Below are 23,909 nucleotides of genomic sequence, written 5' to 3' on the forward strand. Positions count from 1 at the left end.
GAGGAGCGGCATGTTAACGGATGCCGGGCAACCTGCAAGTATCCTTGCGTCGCAGTTTGTGGCGACCGCTCTGGATCAGTCTATCCGGGCTTCTTCAATATTGCGCAGTCGGGGTATCAGGTCAGCGTTCCAGTGACGGATGCCCCAGGCAAGCACTTCCTGTGCAGTGCCGTCGGCCATGTGCGTATCGAGCGGTTGCCCCAATGCGCGCAAGGCCCGCAGCAGCAGCGGCGTCGCCTGATCGGCCGGCAGCGGTGGGGAGCGATAGGACTTGCCCAGCTTGTGGCCATCCGGCTGGGTGATCAACGGTACATGCAGGTAGCGCGGTTGGGGCAGGCCCAGCAGTTCCTGCAGGTACAGCTGGCGGGGGGTCGAGTCGAGCAGGTCGGCGCCGCGGACGATATCGGTGACGCCTTGCCAGGCGTCGTCAATGACCACGGCCAGTTGATAGGCATACAGCCCGTCGCGCCTGCGGATCACAAAGTCACCGCTTTCGCGGCCCAGGTGCATTTTGAAGGTGCCCTGAACCCGGTCGTCGAAACGATATTCCAGCTCCGGCACGCGAATGCGGATCGCCGCGTTGTCTGGCGAATGCCCGGCATTGCGGCAGAAACCCGGATAAATACCCTGAAAGCCTTCGAGCTGTTTGCGCGAGCAGGTGCAGGCGTAGGCCAGGCCATGATTGAACCAGCGCTGGAGGATCTCGGCGTAGGCGTCATGGCGCTCGCTTTGCCGCACCATCTGGCCGTCCCATTCAAAACCGTAGCGCTCGAGTGTCTCGAGAATCCCCGCCTGCGCGCCGGCCACTTCACGCGGCGGATCGAGATCCTCCATGCGCAACAGCCACTGCCCGCCTGCCGCGCGTGCATCGAGATAGGAGGCGAGGGCTGCGACCAGCGAGCCAAAATGCAGGTAACCACTGGGAGTCGGCGCAAAGCGCCCGATATAGGCCGGTTTTTTCATGGGCGGGATGTTACGGGTGACGGGCTTGGGCGGGCAAGTGGAACGCAGTGGGTGGTTATGCAGAGTCTTGTGCCAATGCTCCGCGTTGGCATGCAGTTCGTGACGCTCTGCGTCACACGGCGGTTCTGCGATTTCAGGTGGCTGGGGGTTCGACTCAAGTCACCTTTTCGCCCCTCGGCGACTCACTTTGAGGGACCAAAGTGAGCAAAGTCCCCGCTCCGGTTTCCGGCCCGACTTCGTCGGGTTCCTTCGCCCTGTCACTGATCCGGGGGTCGCCGCAACGCGCCATCCATGGCGCGGTGCGGCTAGCCTGGCGTCCTGCCAGGCTACCCCCGGATCAGTGGCAGGACTCAGCCGTCACTAACGTCGCACTCTGCGTCGTCAGTGCCATCGCGATCAAAGAGCGCATGGGAGTCAGTTGGGCTGTGGACAGCGATGAGCAAGGAGTGGGAGCAAGATTCGCTGTCATAGTGCTTCAACAGGCACAAAAAAAGACGCCGAAGCGTCTTTTCAGTCAAAGGCGGCCCCAGGTCATTTACCGACCTGTTTTTCCTTGATTTCTGCGAGGGTCTTGCAGTCGACGCACTGGTCTGCAGTCGGGCGAGCCTCAAGACGGCGGATGCCGATCTCTACGCCGCAGGATTCGCACCAGCCATATTCTTCGTCCTTGATCAGTTGCAGCGTCTTGTCGATCTTCTTGATCAACTTGCGTTCGCGATCGCGGGCACGAAGTTCAAGGCTGAACTCTTCTTCCTGACTGGCACGGTCTGCCGGGTCGGGGAAGTTGGCAGCTTCGTCCTTCATATGGTCTACCGTCCGGTCGACCTCTTGCATCAAGTCCTGCTTCCACTTGTTCAGGATCTTGGTGAAGTGCGCGCGCATCGGCTCGCCCATGTACTCTTCACCCTTCGTTGGCACGTAGGGCTCAAAGCCGCTGATTAGATGGTTCTGTTGCTTTTCTGGGGTGGGCATGTCTGGACCGCCTCTCACTCTTCTAATCTATTGCGCAGGATTGTTCCATCACCGACACCCGTCGGCCCTGCAGCTGCAAGCGGGCGAACTTACCAGATCAAATCGGAGTGCGCTACTCCCGGTTGTCGAGCATGACGACGCCGTCTTCTTATGGAGATGGCCATTTCGCATCTGCCCTGCATCTAAATGAACTCTAGTCGCTGCGCACCGTCGTAGCTTTCTTTTATTCAGCGTTTGGAGACCGGGCTTTTCAGTCCGCAAATGCACCGTCGGGCGGGTGGTTGGGTAGAATCATGGCGCGCCGTGATGACAATCATGTTTTAACACCCGCCCTTTAAAGGAATATCCATGAGCCAGCCTTACAGTGCGCGCAGTCGCGCCATAGAACCTTTTCATGTCATGGCGTTGCTGGCGCGTGCCAATGAATTGCAGGCGGCGGGTCATGATGTGGTTCACCTTGAAATCGGCGAGCCCGATTTCACCACTGCAGAGCCCATCATAAAGGCTGGCCAGGCGGCATTGGCAGACGGCAAGACGCGCTACACCGCCGCGCGCGGTCTGCCGCAACTGCGTGAGGCCATTTCCGGGTTTTACGCTCAGCGTTACGGCGTCGACATTGATCCTCAGCGGATTCTGGTCACGCCGGGCGGTTCAGGCGCCTTGTTGCTGACCAGCAGTCTGCTGGTCGATCCGGGCAGGCACTGGTTGCTGGCCGACCCTGGCTACCCGTGCAATCGCCACTTTTTGCGCCTGATAGAAGGCGAAGCGCAACTGGTGCCCGTCGGTCCGCAACAGCGTTATCAACTGACCCCCGAGCTGGTGGCCACGCACTGGAATCACAACAGTGTCGGCGCTCTGGTGGCGTCACCGGCCAATCCGACCGGCACCCTGTTGAGCCGCGACGAACTGGCAGCCTTGTCTCAGGCACTGAAAGTCCGCAATGGGCACTTGGTGGTGGACGAGATCTATCACGGCCTGACCTACGGTGTGGACGCCAGCAGTGTGCTGGAAGTGGATAACGACGCTTTCGTTCTCAATAGTTTTTCAAAGTATTTCGGCATGACCGGGTGGCGTCTGGGCTGGCTGGTCGCGCCACAGGATGCCGTGGCCGATCTGGAAAAGCTGGCCCAGAACCTCTACATCAGCGCGCCAAGCATGGCGCAACATGCCGCGCTTGCCTGCTTTGAGCCGCAGACACTGGCCATACTCGAGCAGCGGCGCGCCGAGTTCGGCCGCCGCCGGGACTTTCTGCTGCCAGCGCTGCGCGAACTGGGTTTCGGTATTGCCGTCGAGCCGGAAGGGGCCTTTTATTTGTATGCCGACATCTCCGCGTTTGGCGGCGATGCCTTTGCCTTTTGCCGGCACTTTCTGGAAACCGAGCACGTCGCCTTTACACCAGGCCTCGATTTCGGCCGTTTTCAGGCCGGGCACCATGTGCGCTTTGCCTACACGCAGAGCCTGCCGCGCCTTGAGCAGGCGGTCGAGCGAATCGCTCGCGGTCTGCGTAGCTGGGGTGTCTGATGCGTTTTTCTCCGCAGCTTGAACAGGGTCGTCTGCTGGTGCGTTACAAGCGCTTTCTCGCTGATATCGAAACCGATAGCGGTGAATTGCTGACCATTCACTGCCCTAACACCGGTTCGATGCTCAACTGCATGATGCCCGGCGGGCGCGTGTGGTTCAGTCGCTCGAATGACCCCAAGCGCAAACTGCCGGGCACTTGGGAAATCAGCGAAACCCCGCAGGGTCGCCTGGCCTGTATCAATACCGGACGGGCCAATACGCTGGTTGAAGAGGCGTTGCGCGCCGGGGTCATCAGCGAACTGACGGGTTTCACGGCGCTCAAGCGCGAGGTGGCTTACGGACAGGAAAAAAGTCGTGTGGACTTTCGTCTGGAGTACCCGGATGGCTATCTGTATCTGGAAGTTAAAAGTGTCACTCTGGGATTCGATGGTTCCAGCGTGGCGGCATTCCCCGATGCGGTGACCCAGCGCGGCGCGCGGCACCTGCGCGAACTGGCGACGCTGGCGCGCGAAGGCGTGCGCGCCGTGCTGTTGTATTGCGTCAATCTCACCGGTATCGACGCTGTGCGGCCGGCGCAGGAGATTGATCCTGCCTACGCGGCGGCGTTGCGTGAAGCCATTGATGCCGGTGTGCAAATTCTCGCCTACGGTGCGCAACTGACGTCGGAAGAGATTTTTATCGACCGGCGCCTGCAGGTGCACGGGCTGGATTGAGGCGTCTGGCTACAGGCGGCTCAGACTTCGTCAGGCCTCCAGATGCAGCGACACCCAGATGCCCTCGGCGTCTTCACGGCTTTTGATGACGGTCAGGGATTGACCTTCGCAAGGCCCGGCAACGCATTCGCCATTCTCGATCAGAAACAACGCCCCATGCGTCGCGCACTGGATCAGGCTTGCACTGCTGTCCAGAAATTGATCGGGTTGCCATTCCAGCGGAATGCCGCGATGCGGGCAGCGGTTCTTGTAGACAAACACCGAGCCCTGACGACGCACGGCAAACAGTGCATGTTCGCCCAGCTCGAAGCCTTTGCTGTGGGCTTCGGGCAGGTGGCTTGAAGTGCAAAGGAATATCAAGAAGCCTCCATAGGCCCATTCTTCGGGTGCCAGTTGTCGGGTCGATGCCTGATCGGACAAGTCTGGCATTTTCTTCGGATTGATGCGCTGCGTTACGTTGAAGTCATCACAGGATGCGTCGGTTCTTTCCTGTCTTTTTGTAGCCTTCGTCTTTAAGTACGCCGCTCGCACCTGTCAGCCTTGCAGCTGTATATCGTCCGCTCATGTTTTGCAGAGCGGAAACACTATGAAAGAGATGACAGCAGATGATGAGCGGCTGGCGCGTCAGGTCATCGGGCTGCTTGAGCTGTTTGCCCTCAATACAGACGACACGGAGCAGCGCATTGTCGGCATCTGTCGGCGCGCATGCACGCCTGTGGGACCGGTTGCAGCGGTCAGCGTCCAGCAACGTTTCGTGTGTCTGGCGCGCACCACGCTGGATCGCTTACAGGCTCGTCATATCAAGGTCGTCGCCGTGGTCAATTTCCCTCATGGCAGCAGCAATGTTCAGTCGGTCCTCGCCCAGGTACGTGCTGCGCTGATGGCTGGCGCGGATGAAATCGACGTCGTGTATCCCTTTCGCGCGCTGCTCGGCGGAGACCGGCAGCCCGGCCTGGCGATGATCTCGGCGTGTTCGGCCTTGTGTGCCGGGCAGGTGAGGCTTACAGCGACGCTTGAAACCGGTGACTTGCGTGACTCGCAAATGATCCTCGACGCTTGCCGCGATGCGATTGTTTCGGGCGCTGACTTCATCAAGACCAGCACCGGCAAGGCCGCCAGGCATGTCACGCCGCAGGCTGCACGGATCATGCTGGAGTCCATTGCCGACGTAGGCGGGCAAGTAGGGCTGAAGGTTGCAGGCGGGATCCGTACGTTCGAAGAGGCGCGTGTTTACATGGCACTGGTCCGCGCGCGATTTGGCCTGCAATGGATCAACGCCGGGCGCTTTCGGCTGGGCGGCTCCAGCGTGCTGGACGACTTGCTGGCAAGGCTCGGCCTGCTCGAGTCGCATGGTGGTGGCGATGGCTTTTGAATGATCGATGGCTTTGCGCCGGACAAAAAAAGACCCGGCAAAGAGCCGGGTCAAAAACCGTGATTAGCCTGATGAGGAGATAATCTGAAAGTCCGAACCAAGGTCTTTCAGGCTACCGTCCAGTCTCGCGACCGGATGTGATAATCATAACGATTCTCATTTGTAAGTCAACATTTCTTTTGGTCGCACGCGTGCCTGTGCCTGCGGGTGATTCAGGCAGGATATTCATGGATTAAACGTGACGGAGTACAGCGTAGCCTCAGTGGCGAGCGGGTTGCGCATGCGAGGGAAGAGGGGGTGAAAGCAGGGCGCTACATCGCCAGCCTGCTGTGCATTGCGCGTGCAGGCTGCAACGTTTTTGCGGTATCAGTGGGTACGGTAGCGCAGGCGCGTGCCGAAATTCACCGACATCAGAATCTCGTCAGCCGAGAGTTCAGCCGGGAAGAACACGCCTGAAATCTGTGCATGAGCGATGCTCGCACCTTCCATCGGCGTATTGCGCAGGTCCAGGCCACGAAGGTCGGCAGAGCGAAAATAGGCGTCGGTGAAGTCGATATTGGCGGTGTCCAGCGCGCGCAGGTCCAGCCCCCTGAAGTCGCCCCCCACCATGTCGATGGTGCCGGTTCGCGGTTTCTCTTGATTGAAACCTTCGACGTCATCTTTGCGCAGCAGCATATAAAGCGGTGAGTCGATCTGTTTGGGGTGGCTCATGATGGCCTCCGACATGTCATTGCGTTGGAATTGTGGCGCCAGTATATCGCCATCATTGTAAGGCCGTGAAGCGCTAACCGCTCAACGGCCATGTGTCGTTTTACAGACCCGGCAGGCGCTGACGCAGGTTGTCGATAAGGCTGTCCAGATCGCTGCTGACGTTGGTTGCAACCTTCTTGCTGCGCAGGATTTCGTCGGCGCCGAGCGGCTCGCGACTGGCCTGCTGAGCCTCGATGACTTCCAGTGTCGCGTCAGAGGGGTCGTTGTCCTGTGCCTGACGCTGCGCAAGCCAGCCAGCGATCACCGCCTGCGGTGCTTCGCAATCCAGAATCAGGAACGGGACGCCGGTGTTTTCGGCAATCTTTGCCGCCGCATCGCGCTGCTCGCGCTTGAGGTAAGTGGCATCGATTACCACCGAGAAGCCTGCGCGCAGGGTTGCGGTGGCCAGCTCATGCAGGCGTGCATAGGTTGTGCTGCTGGCTTGCGCGTCATACAGATCCTGACCCTGGCCGGCAAACAGGCGCTTGCGCTCTACGTCCGAGCGCAGGCGGATGGCGCCCAGCGATTCCACCAGACGCATCGCCACGTGGCTTTTGCCAACGGCAGAGACACCGTGGGTGATCGTCAGAAACGGTGAAGGGATGGCGCTGTAGCTCTCGGCCAGATTGGCATAGTTGCGGTACTGACGAAGCGTCGCCGCGCGCTGCAAGCCGTCGGCATCGGCCGGCTGGCTAAACAGTGCCACCTTGGCGCGGACCATTGCGCGGTAGGCCTTGTAGAAATTCAACAGCTCCAGGCCCGCGTAGTCGCCGGTGACTTCCAGGTACTGACTGATCAAACGCCGTGACAGCGACTTCAGGCCACGGTCTTCAAGGTCCATTGCCAGAAAGCCGATGTCGGCATAGACATCGGTCTTGCGGAACGGCTCGTTGAACTCGATGCAGTCGAACAGCACGACCTTGCCATCAATCACCGTCGCATTGCCCAGATGAATGTCGCCATGGCACTCACGGATGAACCCATCGGCCTTGCGGTGGGCCAGCAACGGCTTGAGTCGCGCAAAGCTCGACTCTGCCCACGCGTGCAGGGCATCAAGCTGTGCCAGGTCGGATTTTTCGCTGATCAGCGGGCGAATCTGCTCGAAATTCTGTACCACCGGGGCCATCACGCTGTCAGCCGAGCCCAGTTCGCTTTCAGCTCCGACCTGCGGCGAGGTCAGGTGAAAACCGGCAATCTGGCGCGCCAGTTCGTCGATGTGCGCAGTCGTCAATTCACCGTTGGCCTGCAGCGTGCTCAGCAGGCCATCCTGCGAGAACTGTTTCATCTTCAGCGCGTATTCGATCGCTTCACCGTCGCCGCCCAGTTGCGGCGTGTCCTCTGTGCCAGTGATTGGCAGGACTTCGATGTAGAGATCGTCGGTCAGACGCTGATTCAGGCGCAACTCTTCTTCGCAGAAGTGCTTGCGCAGGGCCAGCGTGGTGAAATCCAGAAAGCCGAAGTTCATCGGCTTTTTGAATTTGTAGGCATACGGACCCGTCAGCAGCACCCAGGAAATGTGCGTTTCGATGACCTGGAAACTCTCCACCGGATGGGGGAAGAGGGCAGGGTTCTGCAGGGCAGCAATCAAAGACTGGCTCACGGTCGATCCTTCAGGAATGTGTTCAAAATGTAAGTACACGATGCCGCCATTATGGCCGCTTGGCGCGAGGCTGCAAACCGCTGACTCGGGCGTCTGTCGATCCTCGGTAAAGTGCGTATAATCCGCGCCCATGACTCGATCCCGCACCTCTCGTTCTGCAAAAAAACAACCTCCCCGCAGCCTTAACAAGTGGCTGGGCTGGGCGTTGAAGCTCGGTATTGTCGGCCTGGTTCTGCTCGGCGGCCTGGCCATTTATCTCGATGCAATCGTCCAGGAAAAATTCTCCGGCAAGCGCTGGACCATCCCGGCCAAGGTCTATGCACGGCCGCTGGAGCTGTTCGTCGGACAGAAGCTGAGCCGCGATGACTTTCTCATCGAACTCGACGCTCTGGGCTATCGCCGCGAAAGCGTGGCGAATGGTCCCGGCGCCGCTGCGGTGAACGGCAATACCGTCGACCTCAATACGCGTGGCTTTCAGTTTTACGAAGGCACTGATGCAGCGCAGCAGGTGCGCGTGCGCTTTTCCGGTGACTATGTAGCCGACCTGTCTTCGGGCAATGGTGCCAAGCTTGCGGTGGCACGACTCGAGCCCTTGCTGATCGGCGGCCTGTACCCGAAGAATCTGGAAGACCGAATCCTGATCAAGCTGGATCAGGCGCCGCCCTATCTGCTCGACGGGCTGGTAGCGGTCGAGGACCGGGATTTCTATCACCACTTCGGCGTGTCGCCCAAGTCCATTGCCCGGGCGATCTGGGTCAATACCTCGCAGGGGCAGATGCGCCAGGGCGGCAGTACGCTGACCCAGCAGTTGGTCAAGAACTTCTACCTGACCAATGAACGCAGCCTTACCCGTAAGCTGACCGAAGCCATGATGGCCGTTCTGCTGGAGATTCATTACAGCAAGCAGGAAATCCTCGAGGCCTATCTCAACGAAGTGTTCGTCGGGCAGGACGGCCAGCGCGCCGTTCACGGTTTCGGTCTGGCCAGCCAGTATTTCTTCAGCCAGCCGCTGTCCGAGCTGAAAATCCATCAGGTGGCGATGCTGGTCGGACTGGTCAAGGGGCCTTCCTTCTACAACCCGCGGCGCAATCCGGAGCGTGCTCTGGAGCGTCGTAATCTGGTGCTCGACCTGTTTGAGCAGCAGGGCGTCGCCACTCCCGAAGTAGTCGCTGCTGCGAAAAAAATGCCACTGGGTGTGACCAAGACCGGGACCCTCGCCGACAGCTCGTTCCCGGCGTTCCTCGATCTGGTCAAGCGTCAGCTGCGCGAAGACTATCGCGACGAAGACCTGACCGAAGAAGGGCTGCGGATCTTTACCAGCTTCGATCCGATCCTGCAGATGAAGTCCCAGGCGGCCATGGACGACACGTTCAAGAAGCTCGCCGGGCGCAAGGGCTCTGATGAAGTGGAGTCGGCCATGGTCGTCACCAATCCTGAAACCGGCGAAGTGCAGGCGTTGATCGGTGGGCGTGAGGCCGGGTTCTCGGGCTTCAACCGGGCGATCGACGCGGTGCGTCCGATCGGCTCGCTGGTCAAGCCGGCTATCTACCTGACGGCACTTGAGCGGCCAAGCCAGTACACCTTGACCAGCTGGATTGCCGACGAACTGTTCCAGGTCAAAGGCGCCGATGGCCAGATATGGAAACCGCAGAACTACGATCACAAGTCACACGGCAATATCTTCCTGTATCAGGGGCTGGCGCACTCTTACAACCTGTCGACCGCCAAGCTGGGTCTTGAACTGGGCATTCCAAACGTGTTCAAGACACTGGCCAAACTGGGTGTGACGCGCGAATGGCCGACCTATCCGTCGATGCTGCTGGGTGCGGGTGGCTTGAGTCCGATGGAAGTGGCCACCATGTATCAGACCATCGCCAGCGGCGGGTTCAATACGCCGATGCGTGGTATTCGCAGCGTGCTCACCGCGGAAGGCGAGCCACTCAAGCGTTATCCGTTCCAGATTGAACAGCGCTTCGATCCGGGTGCCATATACCTGGTGCAGAATGCGATGCAGCGGGTCATGCGCGAAGGTACGGGCAAATCTGTTTACAACGTATTGCCGAGCTCGTTGAATCTGGCGGGCAAGACCGGTACCAGTAACGACTCGCGTGACAGCTGGTTTGCCGGGTTCAGTCAGGACCTGCTGGCGGTGGTGTGGATGGGGCGCGACGACAACGGCAAGACACCGTTTACCGGTGCCACCGGTGCCCTGCAGGTCTGGACCAGTTTCATGCGCAAGGCCGGCCCGCTGCCGCTGGACATGGCGATGCCGGACAACGTCGTTCAGACGTGGGTCGATGCGCAGACCGGTCAGGGGTCGGATGCAAGCTGCCCGAATGCCGTGCAGATGCCGTATATTCGCGGCAGTGAGCCCCAGCCCGGCGCGACATGCGGCGGCGCTCCGGCACCTGCCACTGAGGTGATGGACTGGGTCAAGGGTTGGTTGAACTAGGCAATCGAGGTTTTCAAGTGAATAAATGGTGGATTCCAGCTTTAACGGCACTGGCCTTGCTGAATGGCTGCGCCAGTGTGGAACGCGGCTCGATTCCGGTCGTGGATTCGAGCTCCAAGGTGTCCAATGGCGAAGGTGCGGCAGCGTCGCGTAACGGTACTTACCGGACCAACACGGCGCCTGTGCAACAGCAGCCGCAAGCCGTGCCGCAGGACTCGGGCGTCGTAGTTATGGTGCCGGGCGCGGGTGGCGCCGATGCAGGACAGAGTTACTCTGCGCCCGCCAGTCAGGCGCCGTTCAGTGTCAACACTCCGCCTGTCGATGCTGCGCCGGTCACCCAGGCCCCGGTCAGTCAGGCTCCTGCAAACAACAGCTACAGCATGCCGGCCGCTTCTGCCCCGACCGGGATCCCGTCCAGCGGTGGCGGTCTGTCGGAGGACGAGCAGCTAGACGGGCCTGTACTGGCATTGTTGACCACCGCCCAGCAACAGCAGACCAGTGGCGATCTCAATGGCGCGTCGTCCAGTCTCGAGCGTGCGCAGCGGGTTGCACCGCGCGAGCCGCAAGTGCTCTATCGTCTGGCTCAGGTGCGTCTGGCTCAGGGCGATGCGGCCCAGGCCGAGCAACTGGCACGTCGTGGTCTGACTTACGCCAACGGGCGTACCAGCCTGCAGGCCAGTCTGTGGGGATTGATCGCTCAGTCACGCGAAAAGCAGGGTGACGCGGCCGGTGCTGCCCTGGCTCGTCAAAAGGCTCGCTGATGGACGGACGTTTGCCTGAGGTTGCCGAGCAACTGTTGCTGATAGAGCGCGAGTTGCGCGTGCTGGGCTGGTGGGATACCACGCCGCCCAGCGAGCAGGCGCTCGCCAGTCAGGAACCGTTCAGCGTCGATACCCTGGAGTTCGCCCAGTGGCTGCAGTGGATTTTCCTGCCGCGGATGAAGGTCATCCTCGAGCGCGACCTGCCGTTGCCCAATGCTTCCGGCATTCTGGAAATGGCCGAGATGGTCTATGCCGGGTGCATGAGTGAAACCCGGCAGCTGCAAGCGCACCTGGCGCGGTTCGACCAGCTGATCACAGCAGCGCGCTGATCGGCGCGCTTCTAGCGGCAGTATTCGCTGATCGCCTTGTTGGTTTCTTCGATACGCGTCTTGCGGTTCTCATCCGTAAGGCGCCTTGATTCTCCTCCAACCTGCTCGCGCACTCGCGGATTGTTTTGCAACTGCGCAAGATTGGTGCGCAGGGTCTCGCAATTTTCCGCGCGCTTGGCTTCCTGAGCCTTCACCTGGCTTTTGACTTTCTGGTCAATCTCGCGTTGCTGCGCAGCCCCGTCGTCCGCAGGCATGCCCGGCGCGGCGGCAGGTGGCGGAGTCTGCACATTGATTTCCTGCACCGGCTGGCCAGTGGGGGGCTGGGCATCAAAGTGCGTCACGCCCTGGGCATCCACCCACTTGTAGATCGAAGCGGCCTGGCTGGTTGCGCTGATGGCCAGCGCGGCGGCGAGAATCATCCAATGCATGTCGGGTCCTTGAAAGTCTGTGCATGCAGAAAGCTACCATAACAGTGCATTTCAGTCCGAAACGGTGCGATTTCACTTGTCGGGTGTCAAGAAAGCGCACGGATCGCTTGACTTGAAGGGGGGGAATCACAACAATCCAAAGTTCGCTGTAGAAGGACTGCCAGAAGCAGACCCTCTCGGTAGATCATGAGGCGCACACCCGCGCCGACCTGTAACACCCGCAACGCGTTACCTCGCGCTGGGTGGGAATGTTCCGCAACACTCAGGGACCTCCCAATACTTGCTCAGTCAGTGCTGACGTAGTCGGCGACCACCGTCGCTCATGCTCTGCTGGCAGTAAACCTATTAAGACCCGTCCCGGAGTGGGCGGTATTCTGGCGTTTTAGAGGTGAACAACGTGGAGCTTTTATCTGGCGCTGAAATGGTCGTCCGCTTTTTGCGTGACGAAGGCGTTGAGCATATCTATGGGTACCCCGGTGGTGCCCTCCTGCATGTCTACGATGCCCTGTTCAAAGAACCGGCGGTGAGCCACATCCTTGTTCGCCACGAGCAGGCTGCCACGCACATGGCCGATGGCTATGCGCGGGCTACCGGCAAGGCAGGCGTGGTGCTGGTGACCTCGGGTCCTGGTGCAACCAATGCCATTACCGGTATCGCCACGGCGTACATGGACTCCATTCCGATGGTGGTCCTGTCCGGTCAGGTAGCCAGTACGCTGGTGGGCACCGATGCGTTCCAGGAGACCGACATGATCGGTATCTCCCGGCCGATCGTGAAGCACAGCTTCATGATCAAGCACCCGTCGGAAATCCCGGACGTCCTGAAAAAGGCTTTCTACCTGGCACAGTCCGGTCGTCCGGGCCCGGTGGTCGTCGATATTCCGAAGGACATGACCAACCCGGCCGAAAAATTCGAATACGTCTTCCCGAAAAAAGCCAAGCTGCGCTCCTACAGCCCGGCGGTTCGTGGCCATTCCGGTCAGATCCGCAAGGCCGTCGAGATGCTGCTGGCGGCCAAGCGTCCTATCGTCTACGCCGGTGGCGGGGTGATCATGGGCAATGCTTCGGCGCAACTGACCGAGCTGGCGCAACTGCTCGATGCACCGGTAACCAACACCCTGATGGGGCTTGGGTGCTATCCGGGCACGGATCGCCAGTTCGTCGGCATGCTCGGGATGCACGGCAGCTACACCGCCAACCTCGCGATGCACCACACCGATGTGATCCTGGCCGTCGGCGCGCGCTTCGACGACCGAGTCATCAACGGCGCCAGCAAGTTCTGCCCGAACGCCAAGATTATCCACATCGATATCGACCCGGCTTCGATCTCCAAGACCATCAAGGCCGACGTGCCTATCGTCGGTCCTGTCGAAAGCGTGCTGACCGAAATGGTTGCCACCTTGAAAGAGATCGGCGAGACACCCGACAAGGCATCCGTTGCTGCGTGGTGGAAGCAGATTGACGAGTGGCGCGGTACGGGGGATATGTTCCCGTACAACCGTGGCGATGGCACAGTCATCAAGCCGCAGGCCGTTATCGAAACGCTGTGCGAAGTCACCAAGGGCGACGCCTATGTCACCTCGGACGTCGGTCAGCATCAGATGTTCGCTGCGCAGTACTACCGCTTCAACAAGCCGAACCGCTGGATCAACTCGGGCGGCCTGGGCACCATGGGCTTTGGTTTTCCGGCAGCAATGGGCGTGAAGCTGAGTTTCCCGGACGAGCACGTGGCCTGCGTGACCGGCGAAGGCAGTATCCAGATGAACATTCAGGAGCTGTCGACCTGCCTGCAGTACGGCCTGCCGGTGAAGATCATTCTGCTCAACAACGGTGTGCTGGGCATGGTCCGCCAGTGGCAGGACATGAGCTACGGCGCGCGTCACTCGCATTCCTACATGGAGTCGCTGCCTGATTTCGTCAAGCTGGTCGAGGCCTATGGTCACGTCGGCATGCGTATCACTGACCTGAAGGATCTGAAGCCGAAGATGGAAGAAGCCTTTGCCATGACTGACCGGCTGGTGTTCATGGATATTCAGGTCGATGTGACCGAGCACGTCTATCCGATGCAAATCAAGGACGGCTCCATGCGCGATATGTGGTTGAGCAAGACGGAGCGGACATAATCATGCGCCATATCATTTCCCTGCTGCTGGAAAACGAACCGGGTGCACTGTCGCGCGTCGTTGGTCTGTTCTCCCAGCGTAACTACAACATCGAAAGCCTGACGGTTGCCCCGACCGAAGACCCGACCCTGTCGCGTCTGACGCTCACCACCGTAGGTCATGATGAGGTGATCGAGCAGATCACCAAGAACCTCAACAAGCTCATCGAAGTGGTCAAGCTGGTCGACCTGTCGGAAAGCGCTCACATCGAGCGCGAACTGATGCTGGTCAAGGTCAAGGCCACCGGCGCGCAGCGTGCGGAGATCAAGCGCACCACGGATATCTTCCGCGGGCAGATCGTCGACGTGACCGCCAGCGTCTACACCGTGCAACTGAGCGGCACGAGCGACAAACTGGACAGCTTCATTCAGGCCATCGGCACCGCCGCTATCCTGGAAACAGTACGCAGTGGCGTAACGGGCATTGCCCGTGGCGACAAAGTGCTGAGCATTTAAATCAATTAAGCAAATGGCCTGCGTGGCCAAGATAACAGGGGATTTCCATGAAAGTTTTCTACGACAAAGACTGTGACCTTTCGATCATCCAGGGCAAGAAAGTCGCCATCATCGGTTACGGTTCGCAAGGCCACGCTCAGGCGTGCAACCTGAAAGACTCCGGCGTTGATGTCACTGTCGGCCTGCGTAAAGGTTCGGCCACTGTCGCCAAGGCCGAGGCTCATGGCCTGAAAGTGACTGACGTCGCTTCTGCCGTTGCTGCCGCCGACCTGGTCATGATCCTGACCCCGGACGAGTTCCAGTCCCAGCTGTACAAGAACGAAGTCGAGCCGAACCTGAAAAAGGGCGCAACACTGGCGTTCTCCCACGGCTTCGCGATCCACTACAACCAGGTTGTGCCGCGCGCTGACCTCGACGTGATCATGATCGCGCCGAAGGCCCCGGGCCACACCGTGCGTACCGAGTTCGTCAAAGGCGGCGGTATCCCTGATCTGATCGCGGTTTATCAGGATGCTTCCGGCAACGCCAAGAACGTTGCCCTGTCCTACGCTTCGGGCGTTGGCGGCGGCCGTACCGGCATCATCGAAACCACCTTCAAGGACGAGACTGAAACCGACCTGTTCGGCGAGCAGGCTGTTCTGTGCGGCGGTACTGTCGAGCTGGTCAAGGCTGGTTTCGAAACGCTGGTCGAAGCTGGCTACGCGCCGGAAATGGCTTACTTCGAGTGCCTGCACGAACTGAAGCTGATCGTTGACCTCATGTACGAAGGCGGTATCGCCAACATGAACTACTCGATCTCCAACAACGCCGAATACGGCGAATACGTCACCGGCCCTGAAGTCATCAACGCCGAATCCCGTCAGGCCATGCGCAACGCTCTGAAGCGCATCCAGGACGGCGAGTACGCGAAGATGTTCATCAGCGAAGGCGCCACCGGCTATCCATCGATGACTGCCAAGCGTCGTAACAACGCGGCGCACGGTATCGAAATCATCGGTGAAAAACTGCGCTCGATGATGCCTTGGATCGCGGCGAACAAAATCGTCGACAAGGACAAGAACTAAGCTTTTCCGGTTCACCGCCGGACTACAGCTGGTTTACAGGAAAAGGCGCGACCCATCGGTCGCGCTTTTTCGTTCTGGGTCAGGCTCTGGTATAAAGCTGCATCGTTTGCTGGCGAACCGTCGCCGCAGATCTGTGTCGAACCTTTTCATACCGCTGCAAGGTAATCTCCATGAGCGAACGTCCTGAAGAGCCCGTCAAGGCCTCTGACGCTGAAAGTCTGCTACCTATCGATGAACACGTGGAAGAGGGCCATGACGCCGAAGGCCGGCAGGTCCGGCATCGGGGTATCTACCTGCTTCCCAACCTGTTTACCACGGCGAATCTGTTCGCGGGTTTCTACTCCATCATCAGCTCCATGAGTGCGCAAAGCGCCATGAGCGCCGGTGATTTTGCCGGGGCAAGCAAGTATTTCGCATTCGCTGCGATTGCGATCTTCGTGGCCATGGTGCTCGACGGCCTGGATGGTCGTGTGGCGCGCATGACCAACACGCAAAGCGCGTTTGGCGCCGAGTACGATTCGCTGTCCGACATGGTTGCCTTTGGTGTGGCCCCGGCGTTGCTGGCATTTGGCTGGGCGCTGGGCGACATGGGCAAGGTCGGCTGGATGGTTGCCTTCATCTATGTAGCCGGCGCCGCATTGCGTCTGGCGCGCTTCAATACGCAGGTCGGCAAGGCTGACAAGCGCTACTTCATCGGCCTGGCCAGTCCGGCAGCGGCAGGTGTAGTGGCCGGCACGGTCTGGGCATTCAGCGATTTCGGGATTCAGGGCTCCAAGCTGTCGTTTCTCGTTGCGTTGCTGGTCGCGGCCGCCGGTATGCTGATGGTCAGTAACATCAAGTACAACAGCTTCAAGGAGCTGGACTTGAAGGGCCGCGTGCCGTTCGTTGCGATTCTGGCGGTGGTCTTGGTGTTTGCTGTCGTATTCAGCGACCCGCCGCGCATTTTGCTGCTGATATTTCTCGCTTACGCTCTGTCCGGCCCCATTCAGTATCTGCTACGTCGCCGCAAGGCCTAGTCAATGATCTAATTTCCACCATACTCCGTAGTCTATTGGTGCATCAGTTCCCTGGCCTGCGGAGTCATCATGTTAATCAAACTTCCTTCTGCGTCCGACTCCAAAGAGTCGGACGTCACGCCTGAATCCATTTATCTCTCGCGACGCACATTGCTCGCCAGCTCGCTTGCAGGTCTTGCCGTCACGGCAATGCCGCGCTGGGCGGGGGCCGCAGATGCTTCGCGGTATGCCGATGTAGAGCCAGGCAAAGCGCCAGGCTGGTTCGCGGAAAAACTGCCTGCCACGAAATGGCAGGCGGTCAACGTCCAGGACGAGGCGATCACGCCGTTCAAGGACGCAACCCATTACAACAACTTCTATGAGTTCGGTACTGACAAGGGCGATCCTGCCAAGAACGCTGGCTCTCTGCAGACCGAGCCGTGGAGTGTCGTGATCGATGGTGAAGTCGCCAAGCCTGGCCGCTATGCGCTCGAAGACTTCATGAAGCCTTACCAGCTGGAAGAGCGGATCTACCGGTTGCGTTGCGTCGAAGCCTGGTCGATGGTCATCCCATGGATCGGTTTTCCGATCTCTGCGTTGCTCAAGCAGGTAGAGCCGACCTCCAAAGCCAAATACATCCGGTTCGAAACGCTGGAGGACGCCAAGTCCATGCCGGGTCAGCGCTCGGACTTTGCCCTGATCGACTGGCCTTATGTAGAAGGGCTGCGTCTGGACGAGGCGATGAACCCTCTGGCGATTCTGGCGGTGGGCATGTATGGGCGTGAGCTGCCTAACCAGAATGGCGCACCGTTACGCCTGGTGGTGCCATGGAAGTACGGTTTCAAGAGTGTGAAGTCCATCGTGCGTATCAGTCTGGTCAGTGAGCAGCCGAAGACCACCTGGCAAAGCATTGCGGCAAACGAGTATGGCTTCTATGCCAACGTCAACCCGACTGTCGATCACCCGCGCTGGACGCAAGCCCGCGAGCGCCGCTTGCCGAGCGGTCTGTTCAGCCCGAATCTGCGCGACACGAAAATGTTCAACGGCTATGAGGAAGAGGTGGGTTCCTTGTACGCCGGCATGGATTTGCGGAAGGACTATTGATGCGATATCCGTTTTTGCGTCTGGCTGTATTTCTTGCCGCTTGTATTGCGCCTGTGTGGTGGTTGTACCAGGCATGGATTTTTGCGCTCGGGCCTGATCCCGGCAAAGTCCTTGTGGAAAACTTCGGAGTGGCGACGCTGGTCATGCTGCTGATCACGCTCTCCATGACACCGTTGCAGCGCCTTACCGGTTGGTCCGGGTGGATTGTGGTGCGTCGCCAGCTGGGCCTGTGGTGCTTTGCCTATGCGTTGCTGCACCTGAGCATGTACGCACTGTTCATTCTGGGGCTGGATTGGGGGCAGTTGGGTGTCGAGCTGGTCAAGCGTCCTTATATCATCGTCGGTGCGCTGGCGTTGCTGGGGTTGCTTGCGCTGGCGCTGACTTCCAACCGTTATAGTCAGCGCCGTCTGGGAGCACGCTGGAAAAAGCTGCATAGGATCATCTACGTAATTCTGGGGCTGGGCCTGCTGCATATGTTCTGGATTGTCCGGGCTGACCTTAAAGAGTGGGCGCTGTATGCGGGGATAGGTGCATTCCTGTTACTGCTGCGCATTCCCGTGTTTGCTCGGCGAATCCCGCGTCTGGGCGGCGCTGCGAAGGCCAGATCGGTAAAAGTTCAAAATAACGGTTGACGCCCTCTGTGAGGTGTCTATAATTCGCCCCACTTCCGGCGCAGACGGAAACGAAAAAGCCTTGTAGATCAATAGTTTGCAAGGTTTTAGAGTGAAGAGTCAGCGAGGAAGGAGGTCGGGTCTGGAGTGATCGGCAGCGGTGAGAAAAAAGAGTTTGACACGCGGTTGTAACGCTGTAGAATTCGCCTCCCGCTGATGAGCAACTCAAGAGTTGGTCGCAGCGCAAGTGGTTGAAGTTGCAAAGGAAACTTTGAAAACTTCTTGAAATAACCGCTTGACAGATACAGAGGACGCTGTAGAATGCGCGCCTCGGTTGAGACGAAAGGTCTTAACCCACCGCTCTTTAACAACTGAATCAAGCAATTCGTGTGGGTGCTTGTGGTGTCAGGCTGAAGTCAACAGATTATCAGCAACCCAAGTTACTCCGCGAGAAATCAAAGATGTAACCAACGATTGCTGAGCCAAGTTTAGGGTTTTCTCAAAACCCAGTTAGATGTTTGAACTGAAGAGTTTGATCATGGCTCAGATTGAACGCTGGCGGCAGGCCTAACACATGCAAGTCGAGCGGCAGCACGGGTACTTGTACCTGGTGGCGAGCGGCGGACGGGTGAGTAATGCCTAGGAATCTGCCTGGTAGTGGGGGATAACGCTCGGAAACGGACGCTAATACCGCATACGTCCTACGGGAGAAAGCAGGGGACCTTCGGGCCTTGCGCTATCAGATGAGCCTAGGTCGGATTAGCTAGTTGGTGAGGTAATGGCTCACCAAGGCGACGATCCGTAACTGGTCTGAGAGGATGATCAGTCACACTGGAACTGAGACACGGTCCAGACTCCTACGGGAGGCAGCAGTGGGGAATATTGGACAATGGGCGAAAGCCTGATCCAGCCATGCCGCGTGTGTGAAGAAGGTCTTCGGATTGTAAAGCACTTTAAGTTGGGAGGAAGGGCAGTTACCTAATACGTGATTGTTTTGACGTTACCGACAGAATAAGCACCGGCTAACTCTGTGCCAGCAGCCGCGGTAATACAGAGGGTGCAAGCGTTAATCGGAATTACTGGGCGTAAAGCGCGCGTAGGTGGTTTGTTAAGTTGAATGTGAAATCCCCGGGCTCAACCTGGGAACTGCATCCAAAACTGGCAAGCTAGAGTATGGTAGAGGGTGGTGGAATTTCCTGTGTAGCGGTGAAATGCGTAGATATAGGAAGGAACACCAGTGGCGAAGGCGACCACCTGGACTGATACTGACACTGAGGTGCGAAAGCGTGGGGAGCAAACAGGATTAGATACCCTGGTAGTCCACGCCGTAAACGATGTCAACTAGCCGTTGGGAGCCTTGAGCTCTTAGTGGCGCAGCTAACGCATTAAGTTGACCGCCTGGGGAGTACGGCCGCAAGGTTAAAACTCAAATGAATTGACGGGGGCCCGCACAAGCGGTGGAGCATGTGGTTTAATTCGAAGCAACGCGAAGAACCTTACCAGGCCTTGACATCCAATGAACTTTCCAGAGATGGATTGGTGCCTTCGGGAACATTGAGACAGGTGCTGCATGGCTGTCGTCAGCTCGTGTCGTGAGATGTTGGGTTAAGTCCCGTAACGAGCGCAACCCTTGTCCTTAGTTACCAGCACGTCATGGTGGGCACTCTAAGGAGACTGCCGGTGACAAACCGGAGGAAGGTGGGGATGACGTCAAGTCATCATGGCCCTTACGGCCTGGGCTACACACGTGCTACAATGGTCGGTACAGAGGGTTGCCAAGCCGCGAGGTGGAGCTAATCTCACAAAACCGATCGTAGTCCGGATCGCAGTCTGCAACTCGACTGCGTGAAGTCGGAATCGCTAGTAATCGCGAATCAGAATGTCGCGGTGAATACGTTCCCGGGCCTTGTACACACCGCCCGTCACACCATGGGAGTGGGTTGCACCAGAAGTAGCTAGTCTAACCTTCGGGAGGACGGTTACCACGGTGTGATTCATGACTGGGGTGAAGTCGTAACAAGGTAGCCGTAGGGGAACCTGCGGCTGGATCACCTCCTTAATCGACGACTCAGCTGCGCCATAAGCACCCACACGAATTGCTTGATTCATTGAAGAAGACGATTAGAAGCAGCTTTAAGCTCCAAGCTGATAGCTTAACGCTAGCGGCTACAAGCTCGAAATTGGGTCTGTAGCTCAGTTGGTTAGAGCGCACCCCTGATAAGGGTGAGGTCGGCAGTTCGAATCTGCCCAGACCCACCAATTTTGTGTGGGAAACGCCTGTAGAAATACGGGGCCATAGCTCAGCTGGGAGAGCGCCTGCCTTGCACGCAGGAGGTCAGCGGTTCGATCCCGCTTGGCTCCACCACTTACTGCTTCTGTTTGAAAGCTTAGAAATGAGCATTCCATCCTGCAAGACAAGGGGTGCATGAATGTTGATTTCTAGTCTTTGATTAGATCGTTCTTTAAAAATTTGGGTATGTGATAGAAAGAAATATAGACCGGGCACCTCTTTCACTGGTGTGTGTCCGGGCTAAGGTAAAGTTTGTGAAATGCAAACTTTCGGCGAATGTCGTCTTCACAGTATAACCAGATTGCTTGGGGTTATATGGTCAAGTGAAGAAGCGCATACGGTGGATGCCTTGGCAGTCAGAGGCGATGAAAGACGTGGTAGCCTGCGAAAAGCTTCGGGGAGTCGGCAAACAGACTGTGATCCGGAGATATCTGAATGGGGGAACCCAGCCATCATAAGATGGTTATCTTGTACTGAATACATAGGTGCAAGAGGCGAACCAGGGGAACTGAAACATCTAAGTACCCTGAGGAAAAGAAATCAACCGAGATTCCCTTAGTAGTGGCGAGCGAACGGGGACCAGCCCTTAAGTTGTATTGAGATTAGCGGAACACTCTGGAAAGGGTGGCCATAGTGGGTGATAGCCCTGTACGCGAAAATCTCTTTGCAATGAAATCGAGTAGGACGGGGCACGAGAAACCTTGTCTGAATATGGGGGGACCATCCTCCAAGGCTAAATACTACTGACTGACCGATAGTGAACCAGTACCGTGAGGGAAAGGCGAAAAGAACCGCGGAGAGCGGAGTGAAATAGATCCTGAAACCGTATGCGTACAAGCAGTGGGAGCCCACTTTGTTGGGTGACTGCGTACCTTTTGTATAATGGGTCAGCGACTTATTTTCAGTGGCGAGCTTAACCGAATAGGGGAGGCGTAGCGAAAGCGAGTCTTAATAGGGCGTCTAGTCGCTGGGAATAGACCCGAAACCGGGCGATCTATCCATGGGCAGGTTGAAGGTTGGGTAACACTAACTGGAGGACCGAACCGACTACCGTTGAAAAGTTAGCGGATGACCTGTGGATCGGAGTGAAAGGCTAATCAAGCTCGGAGATAGCTGGTTCTCCTCGAAAGCTATTTAGGTAGCGCCTCATGTATCACTGTAGGGGGTAGAGCACTGTTTCGGCTAGGGGGTCATCCCGACTTACCAAACCGATGCAAACTCCGAATACCTACAAGTGCCGAGCATGGGAGACACACGGCGGGTGCTAACGTCCGTCGTGAAAAGGGAAACAACCCAGACCGTCAGCTAAGGTCCCAAAGTCATGGTTAAGTGGGAAACGATGTGGGAAGGCTTAGACAGCTAGGAGGTTGGCTTAGAAGCAGCCACCCTTTAAAGAAAGCGTAATAGCTCACTAGTCGAGTCGGCCTGCGCGGAAGATGTAACGGGGCTCAAACCATGCACCGAAGCTACGGGTATCATCTTTTGATGATGCGGTAGAGGAGCGTTCTGTAAGCCTGTGAAGGTGAGTTGAGAAGCTTGCTGGAGGTATCAGAAGTGCGAATGCTGACATGAGTAACGACAATGGGTGTGAAAAACACCCACGCCGAAAGACCAAGGTTTCCTGCGCAACGTTAATCGACGCAGGGTTAGTCGGTCCCTAAGGCGAGGCTGAAAAGCGTAGTCGATGGAAAACAGGTTAATATTCCTGTACTTCTGGTTATTGCGATGGAGGGACGGAGAAGGCTAGGCCAGCCTGGCGTTGGTTGTCCAGGTTTAAGGTGGTAGGCTGAGATCTTAGGTAAATCCGGGATCTTAAGGCCGAGAGCTGATGACGAGTGTTCTTTTAGAACACGAAGTGGTTGATGCCATGCTTCCAAGAAAAGCTTCTAAGCTTCAGGTAACCAGGAACCGTACCCCAAACCGACACAGGTGGTTGGGTAGAGAATACCAAGGCGCTTGAGAGAACTCGGGTGAAGGAACTAGGCAAAATGGCACCGTAACTTCGGGAGAAGGTGCGCCGGTGGAGGTGAAGCATTTACTGCGTAAGCCCCTGCCGGTCGAAGATACCAGGCCGCTGCGACTGTTTATTAAAAACACAGCACTCTGCAAACACGAAAGTGGACGTATAGGGTGTGACGCCTGCCCGGTGCCGGAAGGTTAATTGATGGGGTTAGCGCAAGCGAAGCTCTTGATCGAAGCCCCGGTAAACGGCGGCCGTAACTATAACGGTCCTAAGGTAGCGAAATTCCTTGTCGGGTAAGTTCCGACCTGCACGAATGGCGTAACGATGGCGGCGCTGTCTCCACCCGAGACTCAGTGAAATTGAAATCGCTGTGAAGATGCAGTGTATCCGCGGCTAGACGGAAAGACCCCGTGAACCTTTACTATAGCTTTGCACTGGACTTTGAATTTGCTTGTGTAGGATAGGTGGGAGGCTTTGAAGCGTGGACGCCAGTCTGCGTGGAGCCAACCTTGAAATACCACCCTGGCAACTTTGAGGTTCTAACTCAGGTCCGTTATCCGGATCGAGGACAGTGTATGGTGGGTAGTTTGACTGGGGCGGTCTCCTCCTAAAGAGTAACGGAGGAGTACGAAGGTGCGCTCAGACCGGTCGGAAATCGGTCGTAGAGTATAAAGGCAAAAGCGCGCTTGACTGCGAGACAGACACGTCGAGCAGGTACGAAAGTAGGTCTTAGTGATCCGGTGGTTCTGTATGGAAGGGCCATCGCTCAACGGATAAAAGGTACTCCGGGGATAACAGGCTGATACCGCCCAAGAGTTCATATCGACGGCGGTGTTTGGCACCTCGATGTCGGCTCATCACATCCTGGGGCTGAAGCCGGTCCCAAGGGTATGGCTGTTCGCCATTTAAAGTGGTACGCGAGCTGGGTTTAGAACGTCGTGAGACAGTTCGGTCCCTATCTGCCGTGGACGTTTGAGATTTGAGAGGGGCTGCTCCTAGTACGAGAGGACCGGAGTGGACGAACCTCTGGTGTTCCGGTTGTCACGCCAGTGGCATTGCCGGGTAGCTATGTTCGGAAAAGATAACCGCTGAAAGCATCTAAGCGGGAAACTTGCCTCAAGATGAGATCTCACTGGAACCTTGAGTTCCCTGAAGGGCCGTCGAAGACTACGACGTTGATAGGTTGGGTGTGTAAGCGCTGTGAGGCGTTGAGCTAACCAATACTAATTGCCCGTGAGGCTTGACCATATAACACCCAAGCAATTTGCGTCGAATGACCAGATTGCGGTGACTGTGAAGATGACACGAACCGAAAGTTTGCGTCACGAACGACACCTGAAACAGCTTGATATCACATACCCGATTTGCTGAAGCGCGCCACAAGGCACGATTCGGTACCCGAATT

General features: G+C 57.7%; 18 protein-coding genes, 2 tRNA genes and 2 rRNA genes. 16 read left to right on the forward strand and 6 right to left on the reverse strand.

Going from position 1 to position 23,909, the window contains the following annotated elements; all coding sequences use genetic code 11:
- Positions 1-75: 75 nt before the first annotated feature.
- Together gluQRS and dksA are read right to left on the reverse strand one after the other, a co-directional pair.
- A complete protein-coding gene (gene gluQRS, locus KUIN1_RS04555; protein WP_024639812.1) occupies positions 76-963 on the reverse strand; it encodes a tRNA glutamyl-Q(34) synthetase GluQRS in 888 nt (295 codons plus the stop codon).
- Between the two features lie 531 nt (positions 964-1,494).
- Entirely contained in the window at positions 1,495-1,935 is a 441-nt protein-coding gene (dksA, locus tag KUIN1_RS04565) for an RNA polymerase-binding protein DksA (protein ID WP_003406657.1), read from the reverse strand.
- Between the two features lie 348 nt (positions 1,936-2,283).
- Here dksA and KUIN1_RS04570 point away from each other — a divergent pair, with 348 nt between their 5' ends.
- Both KUIN1_RS04570 and sfsA read left to right on the forward strand, forming a co-directional pair.
- A complete protein-coding gene (locus KUIN1_RS04570; RefSeq protein WP_054092001.1) occupies positions 2,284-3,456 on the forward strand; it encodes a pyridoxal phosphate-dependent aminotransferase in 1,173 nt (390 codons plus the stop codon).
- The gene (gene sfsA / locus KUIN1_RS04575; RefSeq protein ID WP_003406665.1) at positions 3,456-4,169 is read left to right on the forward strand and encodes a DNA/RNA nuclease SfsA; all 714 of its coding nucleotides are present in this window, start codon (positions 3,456-3,458) and stop codon (positions 4,167-4,169) included. Before KUIN1_RS04570 ends, sfsA begins: the two co-directional genes overlap by 1 nt.
- A gap of 30 nt (positions 4,170-4,199) precedes the next feature.
- Here the strand turns inward: sfsA and KUIN1_RS04580 are convergent, their stop codons facing one another.
- Positions 4,200-4,529: a Rieske (2Fe-2S) protein gene (locus KUIN1_RS04580; protein WP_162488879.1), complete on the reverse strand. Its 330-nt coding sequence runs from the start codon at positions 4,527-4,529 to the stop codon at positions 4,200-4,202.
- Between the two features lie 226 nt (positions 4,530-4,755).
- On the opposite strand from KUIN1_RS04580, the gene deoC reads away from it, so the two are divergent.
- Entirely contained in the window at positions 4,756-5,541 is a 786-nt protein-coding gene (gene deoC / locus KUIN1_RS04585; RefSeq protein WP_024641069.1) for a deoxyribose-phosphate aldolase, read from the forward strand.
- 366 nt (positions 5,542-5,907) lie between these two features.
- On the opposite strand, the gene KUIN1_RS04590 is transcribed toward deoC, so the two are convergent.
- Positions 5,908-6,252 (reverse strand): pentapeptide repeat-containing protein, encoded by a 345-nt coding sequence (locus tag KUIN1_RS04590; protein ID WP_003371360.1) that lies wholly within the window; start codon positions 6,250-6,252, stop codon positions 5,908-5,910.
- Between the two features lie 100 nt (positions 6,253-6,352).
- Complete coding sequence (locus tag KUIN1_RS04595) at positions 6,353-7,891, reverse strand: bifunctional aminoglycoside phosphotransferase/ATP-binding protein (RefSeq protein WP_003406690.1); 1,539 nt, start codon at positions 7,889-7,891, stop codon at positions 6,353-6,355.
- 130 nt (positions 7,892-8,021) lie between these two features.
- Here KUIN1_RS04595 and mrcB point away from each other — a divergent pair, with 130 nt between their 5' ends.
- The 3 genes from mrcB to KUIN1_RS04610 are packed head-to-tail and all read left to right on the forward strand — an operon-like array spanning position 8,022 to position 11,433.
- Entirely contained in the window at positions 8,022-10,343 is a 2,322-nt protein-coding gene (gene mrcB / locus KUIN1_RS04600; RefSeq protein WP_116886789.1) for a penicillin-binding protein 1B, read from the forward strand.
- Positions 10,344-10,360: 17 nt separating this feature from the next.
- Complete coding sequence (locus KUIN1_RS04605) at positions 10,361-11,104, forward strand: tetratricopeptide repeat protein (RefSeq protein ID WP_050427267.1); 744 nt, start codon at positions 10,361-10,363, stop codon at positions 11,102-11,104.
- Positions 11,104-11,433, forward strand: coding sequence for a YqcC family protein (locus tag KUIN1_RS04610; RefSeq protein ID WP_003406693.1), 330 nt, complete (start codon positions 11,104-11,106; stop codon positions 11,431-11,433). The genes KUIN1_RS04605 and KUIN1_RS04610 overlap by 1 nt, the downstream gene beginning before the upstream one ends.
- Before the next feature lie 11 nt (positions 11,434-11,444).
- On the opposite strand, the gene KUIN1_RS04615 is transcribed toward KUIN1_RS04610, so the two are convergent.
- Positions 11,445-11,861 carry a DUF4124 domain-containing protein gene (locus tag KUIN1_RS04615; protein ID WP_003406694.1) on the reverse strand — a complete coding sequence of 139 codons (417 nt, stop codon included), beginning with the start codon at positions 11,859-11,861 and terminating at the stop codon, positions 11,445-11,447.
- A 397-nt stretch (positions 11,862-12,258) separates the two neighbouring features.
- On the opposite strand from KUIN1_RS04615, the gene KUIN1_RS04620 reads away from it, so the two are divergent.
- The 10 genes from KUIN1_RS04620 (at position 12,259) to KUIN1_RS04670 (ending at position 23,752) form a co-directional block, all read left to right on the forward strand.
- Entirely contained in the window at positions 12,259-13,983 is a 1,725-nt protein-coding gene (locus tag KUIN1_RS04620) for an acetolactate synthase 3 large subunit (protein WP_116886791.1), read from the forward strand.
- 2 nt (positions 13,984-13,985) lie between these two features.
- Positions 13,986-14,477 carry an acetolactate synthase small subunit gene (ilvN, locus tag KUIN1_RS04625; RefSeq protein ID WP_002552075.1) on the forward strand — a complete coding sequence of 164 codons (492 nt, stop codon included), beginning with the start codon at positions 13,986-13,988 and terminating at the stop codon, positions 14,475-14,477.
- A gap of 47 nt (positions 14,478-14,524) precedes the next feature.
- The gene (ilvC, locus tag KUIN1_RS04630; RefSeq protein WP_002552076.1) at positions 14,525-15,541 is read left to right on the forward strand and encodes a ketol-acid reductoisomerase; all 1,017 of its coding nucleotides are present in this window, start codon (positions 14,525-14,527) and stop codon (positions 15,539-15,541) included.
- Positions 15,542-15,711: 170 nt separating this feature from the next.
- Positions 15,712-16,557 carry a CDP-diacylglycerol--serine O-phosphatidyltransferase gene (pssA, locus tag KUIN1_RS04635; RefSeq protein ID WP_003406703.1) on the forward strand — a complete coding sequence of 282 codons (846 nt, stop codon included), beginning with the start codon at positions 15,712-15,714 and terminating at the stop codon, positions 16,555-16,557.
- A gap of 69 nt (positions 16,558-16,626) precedes the next feature.
- Positions 16,627-17,640 carry a protein-methionine-sulfoxide reductase catalytic subunit MsrP gene (gene msrP / locus KUIN1_RS04640; protein ID WP_103714208.1) on the forward strand — a complete coding sequence of 338 codons (1,014 nt, stop codon included), beginning with the start codon at positions 16,627-16,629 and terminating at the stop codon, positions 17,638-17,640.
- Complete coding sequence (gene msrQ / locus KUIN1_RS04645) at positions 17,640-18,272, forward strand: protein-methionine-sulfoxide reductase heme-binding subunit MsrQ (RefSeq protein ID WP_057457682.1); 633 nt, start codon at positions 17,640-17,642, stop codon at positions 18,270-18,272. Before msrP ends, msrQ begins: the two co-directional genes overlap by 1 nt.
- A gap of 499 nt (positions 18,273-18,771) precedes the next feature.
- Positions 18,772-20,310: ribosomal RNA gene (locus tag KUIN1_RS04655) — 16S ribosomal RNA — on the forward strand.
- A gap of 123 nt (positions 20,311-20,433) precedes the next feature.
- Positions 20,434-20,510: transfer RNA gene (locus tag KUIN1_RS04660), tRNA-Ile, on the forward strand.
- Positions 20,511-20,540: 30 nt separating this feature from the next.
- A tRNA-Ala gene (locus KUIN1_RS04665) sits at positions 20,541-20,616 on the forward strand.
- Between the two features lie 242 nt (positions 20,617-20,858).
- Positions 20,859-23,752 (forward strand): 23S ribosomal RNA (locus tag KUIN1_RS04670).
- Together the 16S and 23S rRNA genes with 2 tRNA genes alongside form the textbook arrangement of a ribosomal RNA operon.
- Positions 23,753-23,909: the final 157 nt, after the last annotated feature.

It is taken from the genome of Pseudomonas sp. KUIN-1 (assembly GCF_009176725.1).
Taxonomy (GTDB): domain Bacteria; phylum Pseudomonadota; class Gammaproteobacteria; order Pseudomonadales; family Pseudomonadaceae; genus Aquipseudomonas; species Aquipseudomonas fragariae.